Annotated in this window: 18 protein-coding genes; 8 read left to right on the top strand and 10 right to left on the bottom strand. The window is 65.7% G+C overall.

All coding sequences use genetic code 11. The features are described 5' to 3' along the window. Positions 1–173 precede the first annotated feature (173 nt). Together D6Z43_RS19605 and D6Z43_RS19610 are read left to right on the top strand one after the other, a co-directional pair. Positions 174–1,481 (top strand): CitMHS family transporter, encoded by a 1,308-nt coding sequence (locus tag D6Z43_RS19605; RefSeq protein ID WP_120653738.1) that lies wholly within the window; start codon positions 174–176, stop codon positions 1,479–1,481. Positions 1,482–1,583: 102 nt separating this feature from the next. Beyond that, positions 1,584–2,342 carry a TerC family protein gene (locus D6Z43_RS19610; protein WP_120653739.1) on the top strand — a complete coding sequence of 253 codons (759 nt, stop codon included), beginning with the start codon at positions 1,584–1,586 and terminating at the stop codon, positions 2,340–2,342. A 153-nt stretch (positions 2,343–2,495) separates the two neighbouring features. On the opposite strand, the gene D6Z43_RS19615 is transcribed toward D6Z43_RS19610, so the two are convergent. Further along, positions 2,496–4,337: a C1 family peptidase gene (locus D6Z43_RS19615; RefSeq protein WP_162945857.1), complete on the bottom strand. Its 1,842-nt coding sequence runs from the start codon at positions 4,335–4,337 to the stop codon at positions 2,496–2,498. A 272-nt stretch (positions 4,338–4,609) separates the two neighbouring features. Between D6Z43_RS19615 and D6Z43_RS19620 the strand changes: the two genes are divergently transcribed. Next, positions 4,610–4,981 (top strand): phage infection protein, encoded by a 372-nt coding sequence (locus D6Z43_RS19620; RefSeq protein ID WP_120653741.1) that lies wholly within the window; start codon positions 4,610–4,612, stop codon positions 4,979–4,981. A gap of 220 nt (positions 4,982–5,201) precedes the next feature. Here D6Z43_RS19620 and recD read toward each other — a convergent pair whose 3' ends face one another. From recD to recC, 3 genes are all read right to left on the bottom strand, one after another. Then, positions 5,202–7,046, bottom strand: a complete 1,845-nt coding sequence (gene recD, locus D6Z43_RS19625; RefSeq protein WP_256660887.1) for an exodeoxyribonuclease V subunit alpha — start codon at positions 7,044–7,046, stop codon at positions 5,202–5,204. After that, positions 7,046–10,573: an exodeoxyribonuclease V subunit beta gene (gene recB, locus D6Z43_RS19630; protein WP_120653742.1), complete on the bottom strand. Its 3,528-nt coding sequence runs from the start codon at positions 10,571–10,573 to the stop codon at positions 7,046–7,048. Before recB ends, recD begins: the two co-directional genes overlap by 1 nt. Before the next feature lie 237 nt (positions 10,574–10,810). Further along, positions 10,811–14,056, bottom strand: a complete 3,246-nt coding sequence (gene recC, locus D6Z43_RS19635; RefSeq protein ID WP_120653743.1) for an exodeoxyribonuclease V subunit gamma — start codon at positions 14,054–14,056, stop codon at positions 10,811–10,813. 318 nt (positions 14,057–14,374) lie between these two features. Here recC and D6Z43_RS19640 point away from each other — a divergent pair, with 318 nt between their 5' ends. Next, positions 14,375–16,072 (top strand): Na/Pi cotransporter family protein, encoded by a 1,698-nt coding sequence (locus tag D6Z43_RS19640; RefSeq protein ID WP_120653744.1) that lies wholly within the window; start codon positions 14,375–14,377, stop codon positions 16,070–16,072. A 45-nt stretch (positions 16,073–16,117) separates the two neighbouring features. After that, entirely contained in the window at positions 16,118–17,137 is a 1,020-nt protein-coding gene (locus D6Z43_RS19645; protein WP_120653745.1) for an AraC family transcriptional regulator, read from the top strand. A gap of 61 nt (positions 17,138–17,198) precedes the next feature. Here D6Z43_RS19645 and D6Z43_RS19650 read toward each other — a convergent pair whose 3' ends face one another. Continuing rightward, complete coding sequence (locus D6Z43_RS19650; RefSeq protein WP_120653746.1) at positions 17,199–18,197, bottom strand: SDR family oxidoreductase; 999 nt, start codon at positions 18,195–18,197, stop codon at positions 17,199–17,201. Next, a complete protein-coding gene (locus D6Z43_RS19655; protein ID WP_120653747.1) occupies positions 18,185–19,099 on the bottom strand; it encodes a bile acid:sodium symporter family protein in 915 nt (304 codons plus the stop codon). Before D6Z43_RS19655 ends, D6Z43_RS19650 begins: the two co-directional genes overlap by 13 nt. Positions 19,100–19,288: 189 nt before the next feature. On the opposite strand from D6Z43_RS19655, the gene D6Z43_RS27980 reads away from it, so the two are divergent. Further along, positions 19,289–19,792, top strand: a complete 504-nt coding sequence (locus tag D6Z43_RS27980; protein WP_162945858.1) for a GNAT family N-acetyltransferase — start codon at positions 19,289–19,291, stop codon at positions 19,790–19,792. A 91-nt stretch (positions 19,793–19,883) separates the two neighbouring features. Further along, positions 19,884–20,927 (top strand): DUF5924 family protein, encoded by a 1,044-nt coding sequence (locus D6Z43_RS19665; RefSeq protein ID WP_120653749.1) that lies wholly within the window; start codon positions 19,884–19,886, stop codon positions 20,925–20,927. Positions 20,928–21,029: 102 nt separating this feature from the next. Here D6Z43_RS19665 and D6Z43_RS19670 read toward each other — a convergent pair whose 3' ends face one another. Beyond that, entirely contained in the window at positions 21,030–22,256 is a 1,227-nt protein-coding gene (locus D6Z43_RS19670; RefSeq protein ID WP_120653750.1) for a nucleoside recognition domain-containing protein, read from the bottom strand. Between the two features lie 182 nt (positions 22,257–22,438). Next, positions 22,439–23,770: a glutamate/aspartate:proton symporter GltP gene (gene gltP / locus D6Z43_RS19675; RefSeq protein ID WP_120653751.1), complete on the bottom strand. Its 1,332-nt coding sequence runs from the start codon at positions 23,768–23,770 to the stop codon at positions 22,439–22,441. Between the two features lie 307 nt (positions 23,771–24,077). Here gltP and wrbA point away from each other — a divergent pair, with 307 nt between their 5' ends. Beyond that, entirely contained in the window at positions 24,078–24,674 is a 597-nt protein-coding gene (gene wrbA, locus D6Z43_RS19680; protein ID WP_120653752.1) for an NAD(P)H:quinone oxidoreductase, read from the top strand. 312 nt (positions 24,675–24,986) lie between these two features. Here wrbA and D6Z43_RS19685 read toward each other — a convergent pair whose 3' ends face one another. Further along, on the bottom strand, positions 24,987–25,451 hold the full coding sequence (locus tag D6Z43_RS19685) for an inhibitor of vertebrate lysozyme family protein (protein WP_120653753.1): 465 nt from the start codon (positions 25,449–25,451) through the stop codon (positions 24,987–24,989). 10 nt (positions 25,452–25,461) lie between these two features. Further along, positions 25,462–25,623: a DUF1328 domain-containing protein gene (locus D6Z43_RS19690; protein WP_069081432.1), complete on the bottom strand. Its 162-nt coding sequence runs from the start codon at positions 25,621–25,623 to the stop codon at positions 25,462–25,464. Positions 25,624–25,647 lie beyond the last annotated feature (24 nt).

Consider the following 25,647-nt stretch of genomic DNA (forward strand, 5'->3'; position numbering starts at 1 on the left):
TAGCATCCGCCCCATTGCCGGCACGAGACCGGCAACCCGACAACAACAAGATTGGTGATCGCCATGTTCCGTTCCTGCTGCCGTCCCGGCACCCCTCCGCCCGTTCTCCGCACGTCTTCGGCCACGCGCTGACCCGCCCCCCATCCCGCCCGAATCACGCCCGGAGAACTGCCATGCTGACTCTGCTCGGCTTCGCCATGGTCATCTGCTTCATGTACCTGATCATGACCAAGCGCCTGTCCGCCCTGATCGCCCTGATCATCGTCCCCATCACCTTCGCCCTGATCGGCGGCTTCGCCGCGGGCATCGGCCCGATGATGCTGGAAGGCATCAGCAAGCTCGCCCCCACCGGCGTGATGCTGATGTTCGCCATCCTCTACTTCGCGCTGATGATCGACTCCGGCCTGTTCGACCCGGCCGTGCGCAAGATCCTCAAGCTGGTGAAGGGTGACCCGCTGAAAGTGTCGATGGGCACCGCCGCCCTGGCCCTGATCGTCTCCCTCGACGGCGACGGCGCCACCACGTACATGATCTGCGTCGCCGCCCTGCTGCCGCTGTACAGCCGCCTGGGCATGAGCCCGCTGATCATGGCCGGGCTGATCATCCTCGCCGGCGGGATCATGAACATGACCCCCTGGGGCGGCCCCACCGCTCGCGCCGCCAGCGCCCTGCACGTGGATCCGTCGGATATCTTCGTGCCAATGATCCCAGCCATGATCGCTGGCGCCGTCGCCCTGTTCGGCCTGGCCTGGGCCTATGGCAAACGCGAGCGCGCCCGCCTCGGCGTGCTGCACCTGCCGGATGACCAGCTCAACCATGACGAAATCAGCGTTTCGCAGTTCCCGGAAGCCCGCCGGCCCAAGCTGCTGTGGGTGAACGGCGCGCTGACCGCCGCTCTGATGGTGACCCTGATTACCGGTCTGCTGCCGTTGCCGGTGCTGTTCATGATCGCTTTCAGCATCGCCATGATCATCAACTACCCCTGCCTGCAGCAGCAGAAGGAAAGGGTCGCGGCCCATGCCGGCAACGTGTTGGCGGTAGTCGGCCTGATCTTCGCTGCGGGCATCTTCACCGGCATCCTGTCCGGCACCGGCATGGTGGAAGCCATGTCCAAGAGCCTGCTGGCGGTCATCCCGCCGTCCATGGGCCCTTACATGGCGGTGATCACCGCGATCGTGAGCATGCCGTTCACCTTCTTCATGTCCAACGACGCTTTTTATTACGGCGTGTTACCGGTTCTGGCCGAGGCTGCGAGCCATTACGGCATCAGCCCGGTGGAGATGGCGCGAGCGTCTATCGTAGGCCAGCCGGTGCATCTGCTCAGTCCACTGGTACCGTCCACCTACCTGCTGGTGGGGCTGGCCAAAGTGGAGTTCGGTGACCACCAGCGCTTCACGTTGAAGTGGGCGGTGATGATTTGTCTGTGTATCCTCCTCGCCGCCTTGTTGCTGGGTGTGTTCCCGCTCTTCGGATCGCACTGACAGCCGCTGAATGACACCCCGATCAAGCCGGAATCTGCGTAAGCTCTTTCCGGCTTGTTCGTACTCTCCCCAAACCAAGAAACTCACGAGGATCAACGCATCATGGAATGGCTGACCAGCCCGGAAATCTGGGTCGCCTTCTTCACCCTGACCGCCCTGGAGATCGTCCTGGGCATCGACAACATCATCATGATCGCCATCCTCGTTGGCCGTATGCCGCCGCACATGCAGGCACGCACCCGCCTCTTCGGCCTGGCCCTGGCGATGATCACCCGCATCCTGCTGCTGCTCTCCATCACCTGGATCATGCGGCTCACCACTGACCTGTTCCACCTGTTCGGCCAGGGCATCTCCGGCCGTGACCTGATCCTGTTCTTCGGCGGCCTGTTCCTGCTATGGAAAAGCACCACCGAGATGTACCACAGCCTGGAAGGCGAAGATGAGACCGACGCGGCGCCCTCCGGCGCGGCGCGCAACTTCATCGGCACCATCATCCAGATCGCCATCATCGACATCGTGTTCTCCCTGGACTCGGTGATCACCGCCGTCGGCATGGTGTCCCACGTGCCGGTCATGGTCGCCGCGATCATCGTCGCCGTCCTGGTGATGATGCTGGCCGCCGGTACCATCAGCGACTTCATCGACAAGCACCCGAGCCTGAAGATGCTGGCCCTGGCCTTCCTGGTAGTGGTCGGTACCGTGCTGATCGCCGAATCCTTCGAAGTCCACGTGCCGAAGGGTTACGTCTACTTCGCCATGGCCTTCTCCCTGGCCGTGGAGGCGCTCAACATCCGCATGCGCATCGCGCGTGGTCGCAAGGAAGATCCGGTGAAACTGCGCAAGGACATTCCTGGGCAGTAAGCCGAAGCAATGAAGAACGGGGCCGATTGGCCCCGTTTTTCATTGCTCACGGTTTACTTGTAGGGGCGAATTCATTCGCCAAGGGCTGCGCAGCTGCCCCCCCCCGCGGTCCAAGGGCAGGCCTTCGGCCTGCCTGGCGAATGAATTCAATATTCAATACCCCTTCAATTCCTCCGCCTTGAAGCCACGGAAGCTGCCACCGCCCAGCAGCAGTCTCAGCAGGCTGTCCATGGTCTGCAGGTCGTTGTCGAAACCGCCATGGCTGGTGCTCCGGCTGGCCGGGCTGCCGGTGTCGGCCACCACCAGGGAACTGCCGGGCGGCTGCTGGGGCGGCTGGAACTTCTGCATACCGAGCAGCGGTACCCGCCGCTGCTTGTCTTCCAGCGCATTGGAAACCAGGTAGAGCAGCGACTTGCGGTAAGCCCCGGCAACGTTGTCCTCCTGCTCAGCCTGATCTGACAGGATGAACAGAGTCTGCTGGCGAATGCCCTTGCCCAGCGCCTTGAGGAAGGTCGACTGGTATAGCTCCAGGGTGCAGGCCGGGGCAAACAGCACGAGATTGTCGATGACAGGACCATTCAGCGCCTGCCAGACCTGCAACAGACGGGCATGCCAGATGGAGCCGGCGCTGTGCCCAACCAGATGCACCTTGGGCGCCTGCGCCCCCTGGGCCGCCAACCAGCCGACCAGGCGTTGCAGCGCCAGCGTGCCCGCCGCACCCTTGCGGAAGGCCCGCTCGACGTCCAGCTTCATTTCCTGCCAGAGTGCGAACCCGGCCGGCTGCACCAGGCTCTCCATCTGGTTATCCCACCACGAGCTCACCGATCCCACGCGTTCCCCCACCAGCGGCAGCTTGCGGAGCAGGATGTCGCCCAACTCGGCCAGCAGCCCGGTTTCCCAGATGAAATGCAGTTCGTGGATCTCGTTATCGCGACACGCCGGTCGCCACTTGAAGGCGCGCATGGCCGAGCCGTTCACGCTGTTCAGGCCGCCATGGGCATAGAGCAGCAAGTGCTGCGGCCGGCTGTGCTGCAGCTCTTCGATGATGGCGTCCAACTGGGTCAGGTCCGAGGCGTACTGGCCCAGGCCGTCGAAGTGGCCATCGTCGATGTGCAGGTAATGCAGGTAGATGGCCTCCTGGGGCGGGCCCTGCAAGGCCAGGCGCGCGGTGCCGCCATCGGACACGTATCGGGTCGCGGTATCGGTGACGCCATGGTTCACCGCAACGCCCAGCTGGGCGACCCAGACATCCCAGACATTGGCCTCGAAATCGGCATAGCTCCACAGCGCCACACCGGCGTACACGGCCTTGCCCTGACGGTAGCCGCCCCAATCAGGCCCCCAGGAGTTCTGCACCAGGAAGCCGTCACGGGTGTAGCCGACGATGGCGAAGGCGTGCCCACCGCCAACGTCCAGCGCATCCGGCTTCCAGTCGATCACCCCGCGCCGTGGCGAGCGCCAGCCCTCGTGGGTACGCGCCGAGGCGAACAGCACGCCGACGTCACGCAAGGCCGCCTGGACGTCGTTGATCCGCGAGAAGACCCGGAAATACGCGCCCAGCGGCATATCCAACGCCTCCTGCTGAATCGCCGGGGTCAGGCCGCCGCCACCAGCCCAGCTGTCTTCCTGGCAGACACCGTGCTTGTGCCAGCCCTTCATCGCGCCCCGGGCGCTGCTGAAGTCGTAGTTCTCACCTGGCCACTGGTCGTAGCGCCTGGCCATGGCGAAGAGCATCGCCGGGCTGGCCCGGCCGGGCAGCGCGCACCGGCTACGCAGGTAATTGACCGCCGCAGCCAGGCCGAAGCCCGTGCAGGCACCTTCCTCGCCCTGGTCGAGGATGTGCAGCAGTTGCCAGTCCGGGAATAGCTCGTCGGGGAGTGGCGCCAGGGATGCGGAATAGGTGAGGTCGCGAAAATCCATGGAGTCGCGGCGGACATCCAGCTGCCTGGGCGCAGCCCTCCTGCGGGACTTTGTCGTGGCGGTACGCTTGGCCATGCTGACCTCCCTGTGCGGGTCCGGGCGACAAAGGAAGGATTGACCGCTTTCAACGCCTGGGAGGGATTGCTGACGAATGGCGACATGGGTCGGTCGCTCGCCACGCGGCCATTGGCGGCCTCAACTGCCTATATGCAACTGATTCAGAACGACTTTTCATACCATCAACAGCGTTGATGTTCTCTATCTAGAGTGATCACTTTTTAATCGCACCCCCGTCCGTAAGATTGGCTCCGTACCCAGTTTCCAGCCCCCTTGAGGAGCCCCCGATCATGAAAACCCAAGCCTTCGCCGCCCTGTTCATCGCCAGCCTGAGCACCAGTGTCTTCGCCCTGCCGTCCGACTCCCAACCGGTACTGGGCGAGTCGAAGGACGGCGCCTACATCCAGGTCATCGAGCCGGTTGCGGCCGAAGGCAGCTTCATGGTGCTGGACCGCGTAGCCGAAGGCGGTTCCGATCGCACGGGCGCCAACCGCATTGCTGAAGGTGGCTCTGACCGCACCGGTGCCAACCGTATTGCTGAAAGTGGTTCCGACCGCACCAATGGCTTCCGCGTAGCTGAAGGCGGTTCCGACCGTACCAACGCTATCCGTGTAGCCGAAGGTGGCTCCGATCGCCTGCCGCAAGCCCAGCACATCAGCTGATCGCAACTCGCTGTAAACCCTCAAAGCCCGGCGGATGCCGGGCTTGTTGTTTATGGGGCGAATTCTTTCGCAACTGGCCGCCCAGCGGCCCGTAGCCCGTACGCTGGTCCGGGCCAGGCTGGTCGAGCGGAGCTCGGCCTAACGAAGAAACACCCCACCCCGCACCGTTTGGCTTCGTTCCTCTGCCCAACCTACAAGGGCGGTTCCAGCCGCGTCTTGATCAGAACAGGCTCAACTGATCCTGTCCCTTGTCCGCTATGGGTGCCGCCGCTGGTGGGCTGTCGGCCTGCGGCATGAATTTCAGGCGCTCTGCCAATCCTGCTGCTCGCTCGGCGCGAGTCGAGACCGCCTCAGCCAGGCGTGCCGGCAGGCCCCAGATCTCTACCTTCTTCTTCGCCCGGGTGATGCCGGTGTAGAACAGCGCGCGGCTGAGCAACGGGCTGGGCTGTTCCGGCAACGCCAACAACACCTCGGTGAACTCCGACCCCTGGCTCTTGTGAACCGTCATGGCGAAGGCACTGTCGTGGCTGGGCAGGCGGGCCGGGGCGAAGGGGCGATAGCCCTCGTCGCCTTCAAAGAACACCCGCAGGCCATGGGGCGTGGCCAGGCACAGGCCGATATCGCCATTGAACAGACCAAGGGCGTAATCGTTCTGCCGCACCATCACCGCCCGACCGGGGTACCAGCGCTCGCGGGAAGGCACGCCCAGCCGTCGCTTGATGCGCGCCTCGAAGGTTTCGTTGATGCCACTGACACCCCAGGGGCCTTCACGCTGGGCGGTCAGGGCGCGGAAACCGTTGAAGGCGGCGAACGCCGACTCGGGGTCGGCAGTGCGTACAGCAGCGAAGTAGGGGGCATAACCCGCCTCCAGCCGCTCCAGCAAGGCAGTCGGGGTAGGGCCAGCGTTCCAGACCAGGTCCGGATGGCCGCCACGTAGCAATTCCTGAGTGCCGCGAGCATCACCGCCGTTGATGCGCCGCGCCAGTTCGCCAATGCCGCTGTCGCCCGCGAAACGATGGCTATGGGTCAGCAGCACCACGGCATCGCCCAGGCGCGAACGGGGTTGCTCCACCGGCACTGGCTGGCCGGTGATACGCGTGAGGTCTGCCGCCGCCACGGAGTCCAGGCCACGGCCTTCGCAAAGCTCAGCGAACACCGCGCCAGCCTCCACCGCCGCCAGTTGGTCCTTGTCACCCAGCAGGATCAGCCGGGCATTGGGAGGCAGGGCGTCAAGCAGCTTGGCCATCAGCGCCAGGTCGACCATGGAGGCTTCGTCCACCACCAGCACATCCAGCGGCAGCGGGTTATCAGCGTGATGGCGAACCTTTGGCGTGTCGCCACGGCTGCCGAGGAGCCGGTGCAGGGTGCGTGCCTCTTCGGGCAGGACTGCCTTGATAGTGTCGCTCACCGGCAGTTCGGCCTTGGCGTTGCGGATGGCCTCGGCCATGCGCGCGGCGGCCTTGCCGGTGGGCGCAGCCAGGCCGATAGCCAGCCGCTCACCGCCCGGCTGTTCCAGCAAGGCCGCGAGCAGGCGCACCACGGTGGTGGTCTTGCCGGTGCCGGGGCCACCGGAGATCACCGCGAGGTTGCGGCGCACGGCCTGAGCCGCTGCCAGGCGCTGCCAATCCGGCTGCTGGGTATTGCGGGCGAACAGCCGCTGCAAGGATTCGCCCAATTGCACTTCGTCCACCACAGGTCGGGCCAGCGCGCGTTGCAGCAGGTTGTCCGCCAGATGCGCCTCATAGGCGTGGTAGCGGCTCAGGTAGAGCCGGGCGCCATCCAGGGTCAGCGGCGCATAGCCGCCGGGCGGCGCCACCAGGGGCGATGCCTGCAGTGCGGTCAGCCAGACGGGCAGGGTGGGGGCCTGTACACCGGAGCCTCCCTCGACAAACAGCGATTGTCCGGCCCAGCGCGCCAGGGGCAGGCAGACATCACCAGCTCCCAGCGCCTGGCAGCACAGGGCAGCGGCGGCCAGCACAGAGTCCGCCGCCTGCGGATCGAGGCGTTGCAGGCTCTCGGTGAAATGGCGCTCCAGCGGTCCCAGGGACCAGTCGGCCAGGCCCATCAGTGGCCCTCCTCGAACAACAGGTCCAGCGCATCCAGCAAGCTGTCGGCAGGACGATGGAAGAACACACCCGCGTCCGGCATGCCGCGCAGGAACAGGTACCAGGCACCGCCCAGTTGCTCGCTGGAGAAACCGTCCAGGCGCTGGCGCAGGAAGCGCCGCAGCGCTACGAGATAGATCAGGTACTGCAGGTGATAGTGCTCGGCGGCGATGGCTTGCGTCAGGCGATCGCCGCCGTAGTAGCTGGCATCCGGGCCAAGCCAGTTGGACTTGTAGTCGGCGATGTACCAGCGCCCGTCATGCTCGAAAGTCAGGTCGATGAAGCCCTTCATGAAGCCCTTGAGGGTGTCGAACTCCAGACGCTCGGCGGCCGCGCGCATGGCATCCGGCAGTGCGTGGACAGGATCGGTGAGGATCGCCCGCAGACGGCCGACATCCAGCCCGGCCACCGGGAAAGTGAAACCCAGCTCCGGCAACCGTCGGTGAGCGGCGAGGGCGGACAGACTCAGCCCCTGGCCATCCAGGTCGGTATCCAGCACCAGTTGCAGGTGGGCGCTGGCGATGTCCGTCCAGCTGTCCGGCAGGCCGTGGCCCTGCAAATGCTTCTGCACCAGCGCCGACAACTCGCCCTCGCCGCGCATCCAGTCTTCCAGCACCGCGTGCAGGCAGGTACCGGCGCGGGCGCCGCGGGGGAAAGCGAAGAAGCCGCTGCCCGGCTCGGTGGCCGGCGGTATCACCAGACCGTCACGGTCAGGCGCTTCCATATGCAGGCCGGCGGCCAGGCCAGAGAAACTACCCACCCGCCAGGCGCTGGCCAGGGTCCGCTCCAGCGTGGCGAGACCGGCCGGGGGCAGCGCGCGGGATTCGCCTTGCGCACTGGCTTCCTCGGCCTGCAGTTCGACAACCGCAATCTGACCTTCGCTGGCGTTGGCCAGGGTTTCCAGCTCGGCGCGCAGGGCGACGCCATCGCGGCTGGCCAGGTGCCGGGCGAGGGCGGCCAGTACATCGGCCTCGTCCAGTTCGCGGCCATGCAGCAGCCAGGCGAGGGCGCAACTGTGCAGGCCATCCTCCGGAAGCTCGCCATCCTTCTTCGCCTTGGGCAGGGCCACGGGGCCCCAGTGCAGCCAGAGACGGTCGCGGGCACGGGTCAAGGCCACATAGGCCAGGCGCAAGCGTTCGGCAAAGCGTTCGCGGCGGGCAGTTGCGCGATGGTTGTCGTAATCCTCTCCGCCGAGATCGAGCAACGGCGTTCCGTCCTCGGCGTGGCAGGTGATGTCCTCTTCGCGGCGCAACAACGCGCCGTCCCAGAGGTAGGGGCAGAACACCAGCGGGTACTCCAGGCCCTTGCTGGTGTGCACGGTGACGATCTGCACCCGCTCGGCATCGCTTTCCAGGCGCAGCAACGCATCGTCGCCATGGCTCTCGGCGGCACGCTGGGCGTTGAACCAGGTCAGCAGCGGTTCCAGGCCAGGCCGCTGGAGGCTTTCGGTTTGCAGCAGTTCGGCCAGGTGGAGGAGGTTGGTCAGCCGTCGCTCGCCATCGGGCAGGGCAATCAGACGCTCGGCCACGCCTTGCTCATCGAGCCAGGCGCGGAAGGCCCGCATGAAGCCCTGCTGTTGCCAGAGCTGGTGATAACGCTCGGCATTCTCGCGCTCTTCGTCCCAGGCGTGTTCGTCATCCTGGCAGCGCGCCAGTTGCTGCGCGTCCCGGCCCAGCAGGCGGGTGGACAGGGCATAGCGCAGCACGCCTTCACGACCGGGCTCGGCGTAGGCCGCCAGTACTGCCGCCAGTTCCGCAGCCTCTTCGCTGTGCCAGACGCTGTCTCGCCCCCGACGCACGCTGGGTACACCACGGTCGGCCAGCTCGGCAGCCACATCACCGGCCTGACGGTGGCTGGCCACCAGCACAGCGATGTCCCCGCCCTTGAGTGGCGAACGTACGCCATCTTCTTCGAAATATGCCTCTCCACGCGCACTGGCGGCCAGCAGACCGGCAATGCGGCGCGCGGTATCCGTGGCCACCGCACCGCCCGCTTCGCCCTTGCCAAGCGGTTCATCCCCCAGCCACACCAGTTCCAGCGGCGCAACGGCTTCAGGCAGCACCAGCCGCGCGCGAGCCTTGCTGCTGGCTCCCACGGGCGGGTAGTCGAGGCCGGGTTCGGCGAATGGCAGGGGGCGGTCGAAGACCTGATTGAGGGCTGCGATCAGCTGCGGTGTGGAACGGTGGTTGGTGTCCAGGCTGTACTGTCGCGCGGCCTCGTCGCGGGCCTTGAGGTAGGTGGCGAGGTCGGCGCCACGGAAGGCGTAGATGGCCTGCTTGGGATCGCCGACGAAACACAGGTCGCCCCGTTCTTCGTATACCCGGTGGAAGATCGCGTATTGCACCGGGTCGGTGTCCTGGAACTCGTCGATCAGCGCCACCGGATAGCGCTCGCGCAAGGCCTCGCCCAGCGCATCGCCTGCCGGTCCGCACAAGGCGTCGTCAAGGCGATTGAGCAGATCGTCGAAGGCCAGCAGACGCTGGGCAGCCTTGCGTGCCGGCAGCTCTCGGTTGAGGGTGTCCAGCAGGCGTACCTGCAGGTCGATCAGACGGGCCTCACCCGCGGGAGCGGCTTCTGCCAGGGCGTCGAAGAGCCTTTGCAGCGCGGCACAGAGGGCATGGTCCGGCGCATCGAAGCCCTTCTTGGTGGCCTTGGCCAGCGCCTCGGTGCCGAGCTTCTCCAGGCCCGTTGGCGGCGCGAAGAGGGCGGCGGGGTCGGCGAAGTAGGCATCCAGTTCGGTCTGCCATATCGCAAATTTGGCGGCGTCGTAGCTGCGCTTGTTGAGGCCATCGAGCTGGGCGAGCTGGGCCACGCACTCGGCACCCTGGCGTTGCCAGAAAGCCTGGGCGTGGGTCCAGGCTTCGCTGGCAGCGGACAGATCGCCAGCCTTCAGCTCACGCGGTTCGACACGCAGGTAAGGCTTGCCCAGGTGCGAACGCAGGCGCTGGCGCAGCGAGACCGGGGTGATGCGCTTCTGCGCCAGGAAGCGCGCCCAGGCCGGTTCGGCTTCCGCCAGCTCGCGCCGCCAGAGATCGGCGAGCAGCGCATCCAGCACTTCACGGTCGTCGGTTGCCAGTTCGCTGTCGAAGTCGCCTCCGGCCTCGAACGCGGCATCCTGAAGCGCGCGTTGGCAGAAGCCGTGGATGGTGAAGATGGCCGCCTCGTCGAAACCATGCACCGCCAGCAACAGGCGGCGATGGGCGTCTTCACCGGGGTACTGGGCATACAGCCCGGCCAGCACCGGATCGGGCGCCAGCGCGCCCTCGTACATGGCGAGCAATGCCGCCAACCGCGCGCGAATGCGCTCGCGCAGCTCGGCGGTAGCGGCCGTGGTGTAGGTCACCACCAGGATCTGCCCGACGCCGAGCTGGCGCTCCAGCAACAAGCGCGCATACAGGGCGGTCAGGGTCCAGGTCTTGCCGGTACCGGCGCTGGCCTCGATCAGGCTGCGGCCGGTGAAGGGGTCCTTGAGCAGGTCGAGGCTCATGGCTGCTCCTTGTCGGTCAGGCAGGTGACCGGTTTCGCGAATGAACTCGCTCCGACAGGGAGTTCGGGACGGCACCGGACAAACCCCCTCTCCCTCTGGGAGAGGGTTGGGGTGAGGGAAATCAACGCCGCTGCCTGGTTTCGACAGGCAGACCTGCGGTCTGCTTGGCGAATGAATTCGCCCCTACAGATGAATTCGCCCCCAGAAGTGAATTGGCACCTGCTGGGGTACACGGCGTCATTCCTCATCGTCATCTCCCGCCAGGGCATCCAGTGCCGGGCCGAACAGGGTTTCGGCCAGTTGTTCGAAGCGCTCGTCCAGGGGTTCACGATCGCGGAAGGCGAGGGCGTACCAGGGGTCATGGGATTCGCCGAGCGGGCCGAAGTCGATGCCTTCCCAGGCCACACGCGCCTTGGAACGGGCAGCGTCGATCGGCTCCTTGCGACCGGGTTTGCGCAGGCCGTGGGCGAAGCCATAGCTGGCCTTGGTCAACAGAGGCAGGGGCGCGCATAGAGCTTCGCGATAGGCGTGCAACCAGGGCTCCAGCAGTTCGCGGGCGTTCGCCAGGGGACCGGCCTGCCAGTCGCCAGCCGGCGATAGCAGGCGGCTGTCGCGCGCAATGCCGGGCGTGGCGGCGAGGTTGAGCAACAGATGGCGCAGCCAGAACGGCGCGAGCTCCCATTCGCCGAGTCGGTTCAGGCGCCAGCCAAACAGGCCGTCGGGCGTCACCCCATCGAGCCAGCCGTGAATGCGTACACCGGCCAGTTCGATATCCACCAGCAACGGCTGCGGCACCGCCTCCGGTCGCGCCTCAAACAGGCGCGGGGCGAAGGCACGTACCGGGCCACGCAGCTGGCCCCAGAGGGCGTGGCCCAGCTCGCCGACCGGTAGCCAGCCAGCGGCACGGGCAATGCGTCGTTCGTCAGTCTCAGACCAGTCGCGTTCCACGGCGTCCAGGGCGAGCTGGCGCAGGCCGCGCCAGGCCGGGCCTTCAAGGCTGAAAGGCTCGTCGCTGGCCAGGGCTTCCTCGGTGTCCGCCAGACGCAGGCCAAGGCGCTGTTCGAGGAGAAAGCGCGCCGGATGGCGGAAGCACTGGATCAACTGCGAGGGCTCGAGGGTCAGCCAGTCGGCATCGGGCTCCGGTAGCGGCAAGGCGAAGGGCGCCGCGGCGGCCTGGGGCGTTTCCGCCAGACGTTGAGCCGCGCGGAACCAAGGCGCGGCAAAGCCGGCCTGCTGGCCACCGACGAAGTTGCCCGAGGCGAAAGGTTGCAGCGGATGCATCACCAGCACCCGCTCGCTTGCCTTGTGCGCACCGGCAATAGCGGTGAGGTCGATGGTTTCCAGCAGCTCGCTGACCAGCACGGAAGGCGGCAGGTGCGCGTTATCCCGTGGGTCGCGTCCGACAAAACTGAGATAAAGCCCGTCGCGTGCCGATTGCAGGGTTTCCAGCAACAGGTAACGGTCGTCCAGGCGCCGGGCGCGATCACCGCGCCGGGGTTTGCGGCTTATCAGGTCGAAACCGGCCGCCGGGGTACGACGCGGGAAGGCGCCGTCGTCCAGTCCAAGCAAACAGACCTGGCGGAACGGCAGGCTGCGCATGGGCACCATGGTGCAAAAGGTCACCGCGCCGGTCAGGAAGCCCGAAGCGCCGCTGCCCTGGTCCAGGGCTGCCACCAGATGCTGGCGTACCAGGGCCAGTTCCAGCGGGCGCTCGATGCCGGCGGCCTCGGCCTGTTCGCGCAAGGCACCGCAGGCCTGGGACAGCAGCAACAGGGTGTCGCCGGCCTCGCGCTCGTCGAACAGCAGGTCGATCAGGCCCTGCAGGGTTTCCGCCCACTCCGCCAGTGGACGCGGCCGGGCCATGTCGTCGGCCAGGACACCAAGGCGCTGGACGAAGCCGGCGAGACGGCCGAGCAACTGCGCACGAGCGCCCTCCAGGGCATCCAGCGGCCAGTTGTCGCCGAGCAGGGGCGGGGAGTCACCGGCCAGTTGCGGCGGCGCGGCGAAGCCCAGCAGCAGGCGGTCCAGCCCCTGCCTCCAGCTGAAGGCGCCTTCCTCGGGCAGGCCAAGGCGCGCGCGGTGGGCGCCATCACGCCCCCAGCGCACGCCGGCGTCACGCAGCCAGTCGCGCAGCAGCGGAAGGTCTTCGTTCTCGATACCGGCGCGAGCGGCCAGGGCCGGCTGTTCCAGCCAGGCCAGGAGTTCTTCGGCGGCGAAGCGGCTTTGGGGAAGCTCCAGCAGGGCGAGGAAGGCTTCCACCAACGGCAACTCGGCGCGCAGGCTGCGGTCGGCCAGGCTGAAGGGGATGCGCGGCACGCCTTCGCGGGGGGCGAAGACCGCTTCGATATAGGGGGCATAACGCTCGATGTCCGGCGTCAGCACTACCACCTGGTCGGGGGTGAGTGCGGGGTCGGCCTTGAAGCGCGCCAGCAGCTGGTCGTGCAGCACCTCCACTTCGCGCAGGGGCGAGTGGCAAAGGTGGACTTCCAGGGAGCGATCATCCTCGCGCAGGCTCATGCGCTCTTCGGGACGACGGGTGCGCAGGCGCAGGATGTCGTTCTGCACGGCGCGCAGCAGACTGCTGTCATGCAGGTCGTCGTCCTCGGCATAAACGCCGATGTCCTGGCCGCCCAGAGTGAACAACGCATCGAAAAAATCGCGGCCCTGCTTGCCGAGGCTGGCCAGCAGCGGATGGCCGACGTCCAGGTACCAGTCGTCGATGCCCGGCTCCGGCAACCGCGCCAACTCGCGGATATCGCGGATGTCGCCCCATGCCTCGCGGCACGGGTTGAGCGCGAAGAGGATCACCTCGCAATGCCGCGCCAGGCCTTCCAGTACGCGCATGTGATGCGGCGGCAGGCTGCTGATGCCGAACACCACCAGGCGTTCCGGCAGACCTGCAATGCCTTCGCCTGCGTGCAGTCGCGCCAGCAGGTCACCCAGCAGGCGCGCACGATGCGGATGGCCATCGGCAGTGAGTTCGCGCCAGAGCAGCGCCTGCCACTCCTCGTCCGCGCCCAGTCCCAGCAATTCGCCACGCTCCCAGGTGTCGAGCCAGTCGTCGCGGTAGAGCAGGTACTGGTCGAAGACGTCGGCGATGCGTGAGCCGAGGGTCAGGCGGCGGCGTTCGTCGCCGCCTCCCAGGTACTGCGCCAGACGAGGTGCACGGGCTAGGTTGTCGGGTTCGCAGAGCCAGTCGTAGAGGCGCCAGCCCAGGGTCACGGGGTTGAAGGCCGATTGCGGCGGCAACTCGCCCAGCACAAGGCGTGTGACATCCCAGACGAAGCGCGCGGGCAGCTGGATATCCAGATGCATGGCAATGCCTTGCTTGCGCGCCAGTTGCAAGGTCAGCCAACGCCCCATGCCCTGGCTCGGCACTACGACCCGAGCAGGCGCCAGCGGGTCGCGCTGGGGTTGTGCGAGCAGGGTGCAGGCCAGCTCGCCGAGGCTTTCCAGGTCGTTGGCGTGGTAGAGGTTGAGCATGGGAGCGCCGATGTCTGAAGGTCGGCACAGGTTAGCAGCCGATCCGGCCGCAGGTCGCCCCCGTTACAGGGTTCGCAGCATGAGGAAGACCACGCGGAAACCACCTCAGCTTCATGCGCCAAGCCATTGATCGGTAATGAGCAGAATCGCCGAGAAGCGTCTTTAATTGTCATCAGGTGCCATACCAGTCAGGCGACTCGCTGAAATCAGCCAGGACCATGAAGGTCTAACGACAATCGTGTTACACAACGCCTGACCGCGCCGCTGTCTTCCTGCGCATGGATACGGCGGCCTTTCAAGATCGCCAGGAGGGCCACCATGCTGACGTTGCTCAATCTCCTCTCGGCCGTCGCCTTGCTCATCTGGGGCACGCATATCGTGCGAACGGGCATCCTCCGCGTGTACGGCGCCAACCTGCGCCGCCTGCTCAGTCGCAGCGTCCGCCGTCCGCCCCTGGCCTTCGCCGCTGGCATTGGCGTCACGGCCCTCGTGCAAAGCAGCAACGCCACTGCACTGCTGGTCAGCTCCTTTGTCTCCCAAGGGTTGATGCTACTGGCTCCGGCGCTGGCCATCATGCTCGGCGCCGACGTCGGCACGGCCCTGATGGCGCGGGTGCTGACCCTGGACCTGTCGTGGCTGTCGCCACTGCTGATCTTCTTCGGGGTGATCTTCTTCCTCTCCCGCAAGCAGACCCGCCTGGGGCAGCTCGGGCGGGTAGGCATCGGACTCGGGCTGATCATCCTCGCCCTGCAATTGATCATCGCTGCCGCCGAGCCCATCACCACCGCCAAGGGCGTGAAGGTGCTGTTCTCTTCGCTGACCGGTGATGTGCTGCTGGACGCCCTGACCGGCGCGCTGTTCGCGATGATTTCTTACTCCAGCCTGGCCGCCGTTCTGCTCACCGCCACGCTGGCCGCGTCCAAGGTAATCTCCCTCAAGGTGGCGCTCTGCCTGGTGATCGGCGCCAACCTCGGCAGCGGCATCCTCGCCCTGCTCAGCAGCAGCCTGCAGAACCCCGCCGGACGCCGCGTGGCCCTGGGCAGCCTGGCCTTCAAGCTGGCCGGCTGCATCCTCGTACTGCCGCTGGTGGGCCCCCTGGCCAGCTGGATCGACACCTGGCCCATTTCCAACGCCGAACTGGTGATCGCCTTCCACCTGCTCTACAACAGCGTGCGCTGCACTCTCTGCCTACCCCTGACGGTACCCATGGCGCGACTGTGCAACTGGTTGCTGCCGGACCGACCGCAGCCAGACGATGTCGCCAAGCCGCGCCATCTCGATCCAGCCGCCCTGGATACTCCGAGCCTCGCCCTGGCCAACGCCGTGCGCGAGACCCTGCGCATGGGCGATATCGTCGAGCAGATGCTGAACAACCTGTTGCATCTGCTGCGCGGCGGCGACCCGGTGCTGGGCAAGGACATCCACCGCCTGGATGACGACATCGATGCGCTCTACACCGCCATCAAGCTTTACCTGGCGCGCATGCCGCGCGATGACCTGGGTGAGCGCGACAGCCGGCGCTGGGCCGAAATCATCGAGCTGACCATCAATCTGGAGCAGGCCGGCGACATCATCGAGCGCATGCTCGATGACGTGCAGAGCAAGAACAGGGCCCAGGGCCGCGCCTTCTCCGAAGAAGGGCTGGGAGAGATCGTCAATCTTCACGACCAGTTGGTGGAAAACCTGCGCCTGTCGCTGTCGGTGTTTCTCAACGGCGATCAGGAAAACGCCAAGCGGCTGCGTCGGGCCAAGCAGCGCTTCCGCATCCTCGAACGCCGCTACGCCCACGCCCACGTCTCGCGGCTGCACCAGCAGGTGGTGCAGAGCATCGAGACCAGCGCCCTGCACCTTGGCCTGATCAGCGACATGAAGCGCATCAACTCGCTGTTCTGCGCCATCGCCTATGCGGTGCTGGACAACCCGGATGCCCCGGACTCCCTGGAAATCCCGGAGGAAAAACACCCGCAGGAAGAGCCGCAGCGCTATTTCGAACCGGAGATCGGCTCCCATCGTTGAGAATCGCTCTTCCCAGTGAGCAGGCCGCGTGGGCAGAATCCGGGGATGACGCCACACGACCCCTCCAATGCCTCGGTCAGCGCCAGTCTGACCCAGGCGATCCTGCACGCCGCATCCCAGCTCGGCCTTGGCCGCGAGGAGCTGCTGCGCGCCAGCCAGCTCGACGAAAAGCGCCTGGCCGACCCGGATGCGCGTATCGCTTTCAGCACCCAGGAAGCACTCTGGGCGGCCATCCACGCCCGCCTGCCGCATCCCGAACCGGGAATCGCCATCGGCCGCGCCCTGGCCCCCGGCCAGTTCAGCGTGCTCGGCTACCTGTTGCAGAGCAGCCCCACCCTGGGCGAAGCCCTGGAAGCCGAGCTGCGCTACCAGCGTCTGGTAGGAGAGGGCGGCAGCCTGGCGCTGGAAGTACGGGGCGATGAACTCTGGACCCTGTATCGCCCGCTGCACCCGAAGTTGCCGGCCACTCGTGCAAGGGTGCTGGCGCTGATGGCGTTCTGGCTGGAGCTGATGCGGCCGTTGCTGGCCGATCTACGTCTGGTGCGGGCCTGCTTCGTACACCCGGCGCCGGCGGATACCACGCTCTACCAGCAATGCTTCGCCTGCCCGCTGCAGTTCGAGGCGGAGGACTACGCCCTGGTACTGCCCCTGTCACTGCGCTCGGCCGCACTGAAGCAATCCAACCCGCCGCTGCAGGCAGTGCTGCGACAGCACGCCGAGGCCTTGCTCGCACGCCTGCCCAGCGAAGGGCTGCGGGCACGGGTGGTAGCGCTGCTCGGCGCCCAACTGGCGCGCGGCGAACCCGACCGCGGCGCCTTGGCGGCGGCCCTTGGCATCAGTGAACGCACCCTGCAACGGCGCCTGGCAGATGAGGGCAGCAGCTACCAGCAACTGCTCAACGACACCCGTCGTCACCTGGCCGAGCGCCACCTGCAGGAAGGCCGCTTGCCCATCGCCGATATCGCCGTGCTGCTCGGCTACTCGGAGCCCAGCGTGTTCTTCCGTGCCTTCCGCCAGTGGACCGGGCTGACGCCGGGAGAGTACCGGCAGAAGCATCGGGACTGAGCGCTTCTGCTCTTTGTGGGAGCGGGTGGGGCGGGATATCCAGCATCCCCGCCTGATCTCCTCAGGGCCGCCCTTCGGGCTGCTTGGCGAACGAATTCGCCCCTACAGACGCTATCCCCCGCGCCTTGAGGAACGCCAGGAATGCCTCGCGGCTGGAGTACTTCGGCCGATAGCCGAATTCTTCCTTCAGCCGGCGATTGTCCAGCACCGGGCGGTAGCGCAGAAAATCCAGCTGCTCGGGACCGTACTGGGTCAGGCCAAGGGGCTTGAGCAGAGCCAGGGCGGTGCGCAGCAACCCCGCAGGCAAGGGCCGGTAAGGTTTGCCGAGGATGCCGGCGATCTCGGCCATGCTCAGCGCACCATCGCCTGCCAGGTTGTAGATGCCACCGGCGCCGCGCTCCAGGCCTTCGCGGATGATCGCCACCACGTCCTGGTCCCAGATGAACACGAAGCGGCTGTCATGCCCCCTGATGCCCAGCACCGAGCGCTTCTGGAACAGCTCGGTGATCTGGTTGTTCACCTGCTCGCCGAGAATGGTGCCGGGGCGCAGGACCAGCTGGCGCAGCTGTGGATGTTGCCTGCGGGCGTCGGCCAGCAGCAGCTCCACCTCGCGTTTGTGGCGGGCATAGGCGAAGAGGTCGTGGCCGCGCAGCGGGTGCTGTTCGTCGATCCACTCCGCGTTTTCCGGGTAGTAGCCGTAGGCGGCGCCGGAGCTGGTGACGATCAGTTGGCCCACGCCGTGGGCCACAGCCGCGTCCAGCACGGCACGGGTGCCGCCGACGTCGATGGCGTGGAGGCGCGCCTCGCTCATGCCGCGCGGCGGCGTCACCACCGAAGCCAGATGCACGATGGCATCGGGCTTCCAGCGCTGCACGCAGGCGGTCACTTCGCGGGGCAGGCTGATGTCCAGCGAAACCGGCTCGATGTTGGACTTGAGTCCTTGATGGCTCAGCGGGCGGATGTCCGCGGCCACCAGGGTCCAGTCCGGGTGGCGCGTGGCCAGGTCGTTCAATACCTGCTGGCCGATGAAACCGGCCGCACCGGTGATCAGGACGCGCACGGCACTTCCTCCTGGACGCGGGGCGCGCGGCGGCGCCAGACAGCCACCAGCAGGAGGCCGGAAACGATGTGCCAGAGTCCCCAGAAGCCCGCCACCAGAGCCATGTCCAGCTGACCACCAAACTGGGTCAGGATCAGGCCGAGCGCGAGCCCGGAGTTCTGCATGCCGACCTCGATGGTCAGGGCGCGGCGGTCTGCATCGGCAAGTCCGGTCAGGCGCGAGGCGCTCCAGCCCAGCAACAAGGCAGCGGCGTTGTGGCCAACCACCACCAGCAGCACCAGGCCGGCGTTGGCCACCAGCAGTTGCCAGTTGCCCGCTGCCGCCGCAACCAGGAAAACGCCAAAAGCCAGCAGGGAAAAGCGTTTGAACCAGGGCAGCACGCGGGCACTGAAGGCCGGCGCCAGGTTGCCCACCGCCATGCCGGCGAGCAGCGGCAGCACCAGCAGTACGACCAGGCCACCGATGATGCCGCCGGCATCGACGTCCAGACTGCTCATCTGGCCGTGCAGGAAAGCGTAGGTTTCCGGGTTGAGGCTGGCGGTGGCGGCGAAGTTGAGCGGCAGGCTGATGATTGCCAGCAGGCTCGAGAGACTGGTGACGCTCACCGACAGCGCAGTATTACCGCGCGCCAGATGGGTGATGACGTTGGACAGGTTGCCGCCGGGGCACGCGGCCACCAGCAACATGCCCAGCTCCAGTCCGGGGCGCAGGTCGAGGAAGAGAGTGACCACGAGGGTCATCCAGGGCAACAACAGGCACTGACAGAGCAACCCCACCAGCGCCGGCAGGGGCCGTTTCAGTACCAGGAGGAAATGGGCCAGGCGCAGCTCCAGGGCCACGCCGAACATCAGCGCGGCGAGCACCAGCCCGAGAATCAGTTGCTGACTGCTGTCGTAGTTCATCGATGGGTTCTCTTGTTGTTCTTCTGCGGCCATTGGCAGGCGCAAGGCCAGAGCAGCTTAGCCGTCCGACCGGACGGCAGCAGTGGCCGACGTCGCCAGCGCGAGTGGCCAATCGCGACAGTCGCCTCCCGGTTGTCAGCCGGTGCCCCATGGGCCAGAGTGCCAGCATTCACCCAGGACAGGATGCCCATGTCGATCAGGAAGCTGCGCATCAGCGATATCGAAGCCTTGCACCGGCTGTTCGCCGAGGTCAGCGCCGAAGGCGAGTACCTGCTGCGCGCGGAGGCACCGCCCCTTGAGCAGATGCGGGCGCTGTTGCTGCGCTCACTGCCGCTGGACCTGCCGCAGTTCGTCGTCGACGCCGAGGGCGATCTGGTGGGCTCCATTGAAATATTCCCGGCCAGCCTGTGCCAGATGGAGGACGCCTCCGGGGAAGACTTCGGCGTGCTCGGCATGCAGGTGAGGAAGACCCATCGCGGCCGGGGCCTGGGCAGTCAATTGATGGAGGCAGCGCTCGAACATTGCCGTCGGCAGGATATGCGCCGGGTGGAACTTACCGTGCTGAAATCCAACGAAGCAGCGATCCGCCTTTACCAGCGTTTTGCCTTCCATTGGGTGGAGGACCTGCCGCCCGTCACCCTGCCCAACGGCCGCCCCGACCAGCCACAGAAGATGCGCCTGCTGCTGGACTGAGCGACAGGCCGTCAGCCCAGCTCCGACGCGCCTTCTCAGGGCTTCCGGTGGGCAGTATCCTGCGCGCCTCCCCCACGTCCTGTTGCGACCGATGCTGCTGTCGACCTTCAAACCCCATGTGCTCAAGCTGATCGAGCTGCTGCAGCGCCACCCGAGGCTGATCGCCCTCTACGGCTTCTGCTCCGGCATGGCGAGCTTCTTCCTGGTGGAACGAGGGGCGCGGGTGGCCAAGGTGATCGCCATCCTGCTGCTGGTGAGCTGGGTCTGGCTGATGCTGGAGAACCTGTTCCGGCGCAGTGTCGAGCGCCTCTTCGGCGTCGAGCTGCCGCCACCCCTGATGCGTTTCCTGACCCAGCTGATCCACCAGGAAAGCCTGTTCTTCGTGCTGCCGTTCTTCGCCATCACCACCAGCTGGAACAGCGGCCAGGCCCTGTTCACCGGGCTGCTGGGCGTGGCCGCGATCTGCTCGATCACCGACCCGATCTACAACCGCCATCTGTCGTCGCGCCGCTGGCTGTTCCTCGCCTACCACACGCTTACGTTGTTCGCCGTGCTGCTGGCCGCGCTGCCACTGATCCTCCAGCAGACCACCGCGCAGAGCTATCGCTGGGCGTTGGGCATCGCCGTGGCGCTGTCCTTCGTCAGTCTGCTCGGTGTGTTCCGTGGACAGCGCTGGTGGCGCGTCCTGGGCCTGGGGGTGCTGACCCTGGCCCTCGGCGGGCTGGGCTGGGTCTCGCGGGTCTGGGTGCCGCCGGCGACGCTCTGGCTTACCGAAGTGGCGGTAACGCCCGACTTTGACAATCACCAGCGCACGCCAGGCGATGGCGTGGAAGAGGTCAGTGCCGCCGAGCTACGCAGCAAGGGGCTCTACGCCTACACGGCAATCAACGCCCCGCGCGGGCTGAACGAACGCATCTACCACGTGTGGCGCTTCAACGGCCGTGAAGTGGACCGAATTGCCCTGGACATCCACGGCGGCCGCGAAGCCGGCTACCGCGCCTGGACCCACAAGCAGAACTTCCCGGCTGACCCGGCGGGCCGCTGGCAGGTGCAGGTACTGACCGAAGCGGGGCAGATGATCGGTACGCTGCGCTTCCGGGTGACCCCATCCGACCTGCCACCCAAGCCCCACTGAGCACCAAGGTTGTTGGAGCAAGGGGAACGCCGAGTTATTGCTCGCGCAACCATCCGAGCGCGATCTTTTGCGAGCAAGCTCGCTCCTACACAAAGCGGTGACTCAACCGAAGAACCAGTAGCAGACGATGATGGACGCGATTACGCCGGCCAGGTCCGCCAACAGGGCGCAGCCCACGGCGTGGCGGGCGCGCTGGATGCCCACCGAACCGAAGTAGACCGCCAGCACGTAGAAGGTGGTTTCGGTGCTGCCCTGCATGGTGGCGGCCACCAGCGCCGGGAAGCTGTCGACGCCCTGGGTCTGGATCGTCTCGATCAGCATGGCGCGGGCGGCACTGCCGGAGAAAGGTTTGACCAGCCCTGTCGGCAGTGCCTCGACGAAACGGCTGTCCAGTCCCAGGCCTTCGACTACCCAGCGGATGACGTCGAGCAGCTGATCCAGCGCACCCGAAGCACGCAGGGCACCCACAGCGCAGAGCATGGCGACCAGGTATGGCAGGAGGTTCTTCGCCACATCGAAGCCTTCCTTGGCACCTTCCACGAATGCCTCGTAGATCGGCACCTTCCGCAGCGCCCCCATCACCAGGAAACCGAGGATCAGCGCGAACAGGGTGAGGTTGCCGAGCAGGGAGGAGAGGGCAGTCAACGCGGTCGCCGAAAGACCGGCCAGCACTGCCATGAAGCCACCAAGCAGCAACGCGGCGCCGCCGAACCAGGCGAGCAGTACCGGGTCCGTCAGCCTGATCCGCTGCATGAACGCCACCGAAAGCAGCGCCGTCATGGTGGAAATCGCGTTGGCCAGGAGGATCGGCAGGAACACCAGGGCGGGATCGCTCGCACCGGCCTGGGCGCGGTACATGAAGATGGTCACCGGCAGCAGCACGAAGGAGGACGCGTTCATCACCATGAACAGCACCTGGGCGTTGCTCGCCGACGTGCTGCTGGGATTGAGCTCTTGCAGTGCCTTCATCGCCTTCAGGCCGATGGGCGTGGCGGCGTTGTCCAGGCCGAGGCCGTTGGCGGTGAAACTCAAGGTGACCAGACCGAGCGCCGGGTGACCACGTGGAACCTCGGGCATCAGGCGGGCGAACAGTGGCCCGAGCAGACGCGCGAGGATATCCACAAGACCGGCCCGTTCGGCGATGCGCAGGAAACCCAGCCACAAGGTCAGGGTCCCGAATAGCAGGATCATCACATCCACCGAGAGCTTGGCCATGGCGAACAGGCTCTCCACCATCGCCGCCCAGACACCCGGGTCCCCCCCGATCCAACGCACCAGCGCGGCCACCGCCGCCACCAGGAAGAAGCTCAGCCACAGGCCGTTGAGCATTTGCAGTCCCCCAGAAAACAGTGAGGCGGATTCTAGCGGGGGTGTAGCCGCAGGGGCGAATTCAATCTGCCCTTGAGCCCGCGTGAAATCCTGCCTCCCTCACCCCCGCAGGTGCTTGAATCAGGGCGCCAACAAAAAAGCCCCGATCTGGTCGGGGCTTTCTCGTTCAGCACGGCGCGGCCTCAGTCGATGACTGCACGGCCCTTGGCCGAGATGGCGGTGTTGCCGGTGCTCGGCAGGGAGGCCAGGTAACGCTGGCCCTTCTCGGCGTCGTACATGCCTTCCCACTTCGCAATGACCAGTACCGCCAGGGCGTTGCCGATCACGTTCAGCGCGGTACGGGCCATGTCCATGATGCGGTCGACGCCCGCGATGAAGGCCAGGCCTTCCAGCGGGATGCCAACGCTGCCCAGGGTGGCCAGCAGGACCACGAAGGAGACGCCCGGCACACCGGCGATCCCCTTGGAGGTGACCATCAGAGTCAGCACCAGCAGCAGCTGCTGGCTGATGCTGAGATCGATGCCGTAGAGCTGGGCGATGAAGATGGCCGCGATGCTCTGGTACAGGGTCGAGCCATCGAGGTTGAAGGAGTAGCCGGTGGGGACCACGAAGCTGCTGATGGCGCGCGGTGCGCCGTACGCTTCCATCTTCTCGATGATGCGCGGCAGGACGGTCTCGGAGCTGGCGGTGGAGTACGCGAGGATCAGCTCGTCCTTGAAGATGCGCATCAGCTTGATGATGGAGAAGCCGAACAGACGCGCCACCAGCCCCAGGACCATGAAGGCGAAGAAGGCGATGGCGAAGTACACCAGCACCACCAGCTTGGCCAGCGGCAGCAGCGAGGCGAAGCCGAAGTTGGCCACGGTCACGGCGATCAGCGCGAATACGCCGATGGGGGCGTACGCCATGATCATGTGGGTGACCTTGAACATGGTCTCGGACACGCCCTGGAACACCTTCACCACTGGCTCGCGAGTCTCGCCCGGAAGGCTCGAAAGGCCGAGGCCGAACATCACGGAGAAGAAGATGATCGGCAGCATCTCGCCACGGGCCACGGCGGCGAAGATGTTGGAGGGGATCAGGTTCAGCAGGGTCGAGATCAGCGCGTGGTCGTGCTGCACTTCCTGGGCAGTCTGCTGGTACTTGGAGATGTCCACCGTACCCAGGGTGCTCATGTCGATGCCGGCGCCGGGCTGGAAGAAGTTGGCCAGCAGCAGGCCGACGACGATCGCCACCGTGGTGATGATCTCGAAGTAGAGGATGGTCTTCAGGCCGATGCGGCCAAGCTTCTTGGCGTCGCCCACGCCAGCGATGCCGACGACCAGAGAAGCGATGACGATCGGGATGACGATCATCTTGATCAGGCGGATGAAGATGTCACCGACCGGTTGCAGGACGTTGGTGATCCACCAGGCCTTTTCGGCACTGAAGTGGTTGAGCAGGGCGCCAATGGCGATACCCAGCACCAGCCCGATGAGAATCTGCCATGCGAGGCTCAATCTGGCCTTGGTCATAGTCGTCACCCTCTGAGTTCTTGTGGAAGTCGGGAGTACGGCACCGCCGGGATGGCCGAGCGGACCGCAAAAAAGGGGCGACATGATTCATAGGGAGCTAATGATCGTCTAATGCCGTAACCGCCTACCCTATGCCAAATCGGCATGACTAAAACCGGATGGGACCATGGTTCCAGCGCTTCCTAGATAGCATTTCCGGCATGGGAATTTTCCCGGAAGCGGCGACAGCAAAGTCTGTGAGCGCCATCTAGGCTGACAGGGTCCGGCCCGGTCGGGCTGCCAGTTTGTAGATGAATGGAGAGCGGCGATGAAGAAGGTCCTGGTGCTCTATTACTCGATGTACGGTCATATCGAACGTATGGCGGAATCCGTCGCCGAAGGCGCGCGCAGCGTGCCCGGCGTGGAAGTGACCCTCAAGCGTGTGCCGGAAACCATGCCTGAGGATGTGGCCCGTAAAGCCGGCGCCAAGCTGGATCAGGCCGCGCCCGTGGCCAGCCCGCAGGAGCTGGAGGACTACGACGCCATCCTGTTCGGCACGCCGACTCGCTTTGGCAACATGAGCGCACAGATGCGCAGCTTCCTCGACCAGACTGGCGGGCTTTGGGTGAAGGGCGCGCTGATCGGCAAGATCGGCAGCGTCTTCACCTCAACCGGCACCGGCGGCGGTTCGGAAACCACCATCACTTCGTTCTGGCACACGCTGGCGCATCACGGAATGCTGCTTGCCGGACTGCCCTATTCGGCACCGGAACTGACCGATATCAGTGAGCTGCGAGGGGGCTCACCCTATGGCGCGGCTACCGTGGCCGGCAGCGATGGCTCGCGCCAGCCCAGCGCCAAGGAGCTATCCCTGGCGAAATTCCAGGGCGCGCACGTGGCGACTTTGGTCAGCAGGATGAAATGAGGGGAGACCCTTGTGGGGGCGATTTCAATCGCTATGCAGGCCGAAGGACTGCTCGACAAGGTCCCAGGGGGCAACCCTGTCGCCATTCGCGAATAAATTCGCCCCCACAAAAGAAGCATTCATTACTGACGAGCAAATGTTTCTGCTGCCGGGAGCTGGAACTTTCCAACTCCCGGCAGCAGCTCGCCCGACCCGGCCCACATCGTCGTGGAGGCACCCCTTCTGCCCCTAGGTCACGCCGCTCCAGACAACGCGGAACAACCCGGCCCCTTGGTCCATCGGCCCGTCGCCGGACCTTGATCCCTTGAGTCCTCAATACCAGTTCGGGTCCGCTTTCAATTGCTCGTCGAGGATGTGCCGGACTTCTTCGTCCGGCTCGCCGAGCCAGCGATAACTGGCATGTCGACTGGGCGACTTGTCGGATGGCAAGCCGTCCGGCAACTGCACATAGAGTGCCCAGACGTCGTCCTTGTTCCAGCTGAAGGCAACATAGAGGCGCTGGCTGAAGCAGTTCTTGGCTTCGCAGAGCCCGCCCACCAGATACTTGTCACCCTCGTCTTCAACCGCCTTCATTGGCGGCGCAGTGCCCGAAAGATTCATGACCCACTCGGGTAGTCGGCTTTCGTCTTGCACCAGCTCCTGCCAGGTCTCCTGATACTCAGGGTCGCTGCCGAGCAGTTCGTTGAGGCGGTGCTGGGCGTCCGTGTCGGCGGCCAGCGCTTGAGCGCCGGCCAGCCCCAGGAGCAAGGCGGTAACCGCCTTGATCGAGCGATCCATGAAAGCCTCCTCAGGGAGCGCGTCGGCCCATGATGAAGGACACCACGAACAGCACCAGGAAGATGACGAAAAGTATCTTCGCGATGCCCGCAGCGGTTCCGGCGATACCACCGAATCCAAGCACGGCGGCGACGATTGCGATGACCAGGAAAGTAAGTGCCCAACTCAGCATGGCCTTTCTCCTTTTGCTTCTGTT

Origin of the sequence: Pseudomonas sp. DY-1 (assembly GCF_003626975.1) — a bacterium.
Lineage (GTDB): Bacteria > Pseudomonadota > Gammaproteobacteria > Pseudomonadales > Pseudomonadaceae > Metapseudomonas.

What these genes read in the sequence shown, in the direction of transcription:
- D6Z43_RS19605 (WP_120653738.1), top strand. Translation starts at nt 174, where the DNA reads ATGCTGACTCTGCTCGGCTTCGCCATGGTCATCTGCTTCATGTACCTG.
- D6Z43_RS19610 (WP_120653739.1), top strand. Translation starts at nt 1,584, where the DNA reads ATGGAATGGCTGACCAGCCCGGAAATCTGGGTCGCCTTCTTCACCCTG.
- D6Z43_RS19615 (WP_162945857.1), bottom strand. Translation starts at nt 4,337, where the DNA reads ATGGCCAAGCGTACCGCCACGACAAAGTCCCGCAGGAGGGCTGCGCCC.
- D6Z43_RS19620 (WP_120653741.1), top strand. Translation starts at nt 4,610, where the DNA reads ATGAAAACCCAAGCCTTCGCCGCCCTGTTCATCGCCAGCCTGAGCACC.
- recD (WP_256660887.1), bottom strand. Translation starts at nt 7,046, where the DNA reads ATGGGCCTGGCCGACTGGTCCCTGGGACCGCTGGAGCGCCATTTCACC.
- recB (WP_120653742.1), bottom strand. Translation starts at nt 10,573, where the DNA reads ATGAGCCTCGACCTGCTCAAGGACCCCTTCACCGGCCGCAGCCTGATC.
- recC (WP_120653743.1), bottom strand. Translation starts at nt 14,056, where the DNA reads ATGCTCAACCTCTACCACGCCAACGACCTGGAAAGCCTCGGCGAGCTG.
- D6Z43_RS19640 (WP_120653744.1), top strand. Translation starts at nt 14,375, where the DNA reads ATGCTGACGTTGCTCAATCTCCTCTCGGCCGTCGCCTTGCTCATCTGG.
- D6Z43_RS19645 (WP_120653745.1), top strand. Translation starts at nt 16,118, where the DNA reads ATGACGCCACACGACCCCTCCAATGCCTCGGTCAGCGCCAGTCTGACC.
- D6Z43_RS19655 (WP_120653747.1), bottom strand. Translation starts at nt 19,099, where the DNA reads ATGAACTACGACAGCAGTCAGCAACTGATTCTCGGGCTGGTGCTCGCC.
- D6Z43_RS27980 (WP_162945858.1), top strand. Translation starts at nt 19,289, where the DNA reads ATGTCGATCAGGAAGCTGCGCATCAGCGATATCGAAGCCTTGCACCGG.
- D6Z43_RS19665 (WP_120653749.1), top strand. Translation starts at nt 19,884, where the DNA reads ATGCTGCTGTCGACCTTCAAACCCCATGTGCTCAAGCTGATCGAGCTG.
- D6Z43_RS19670 (WP_120653750.1), bottom strand. Translation starts at nt 22,256, where the DNA reads ATGCTCAACGGCCTGTGGCTGAGCTTCTTCCTGGTGGCGGCGGTGGCC.
- gltP (WP_120653751.1), bottom strand. Translation starts at nt 23,770, where the DNA reads ATGACCAAGGCCAGATTGAGCCTCGCATGGCAGATTCTCATCGGGCTG.
- wrbA (WP_120653752.1), top strand. Translation starts at nt 24,078, where the DNA reads ATGAAGAAGGTCCTGGTGCTCTATTACTCGATGTACGGTCATATCGAA.
- D6Z43_RS19685 (WP_120653753.1), bottom strand. Translation starts at nt 25,451, where the DNA reads ATGGATCGCTCGATCAAGGCGGTTACCGCCTTGCTCCTGGGGCTGGCC.
- D6Z43_RS19690 (WP_069081432.1), bottom strand. Translation starts at nt 25,623, where the DNA reads ATGCTGAGTTGGGCACTTACTTTCCTGGTCATCGCAATCGTCGCCGCC.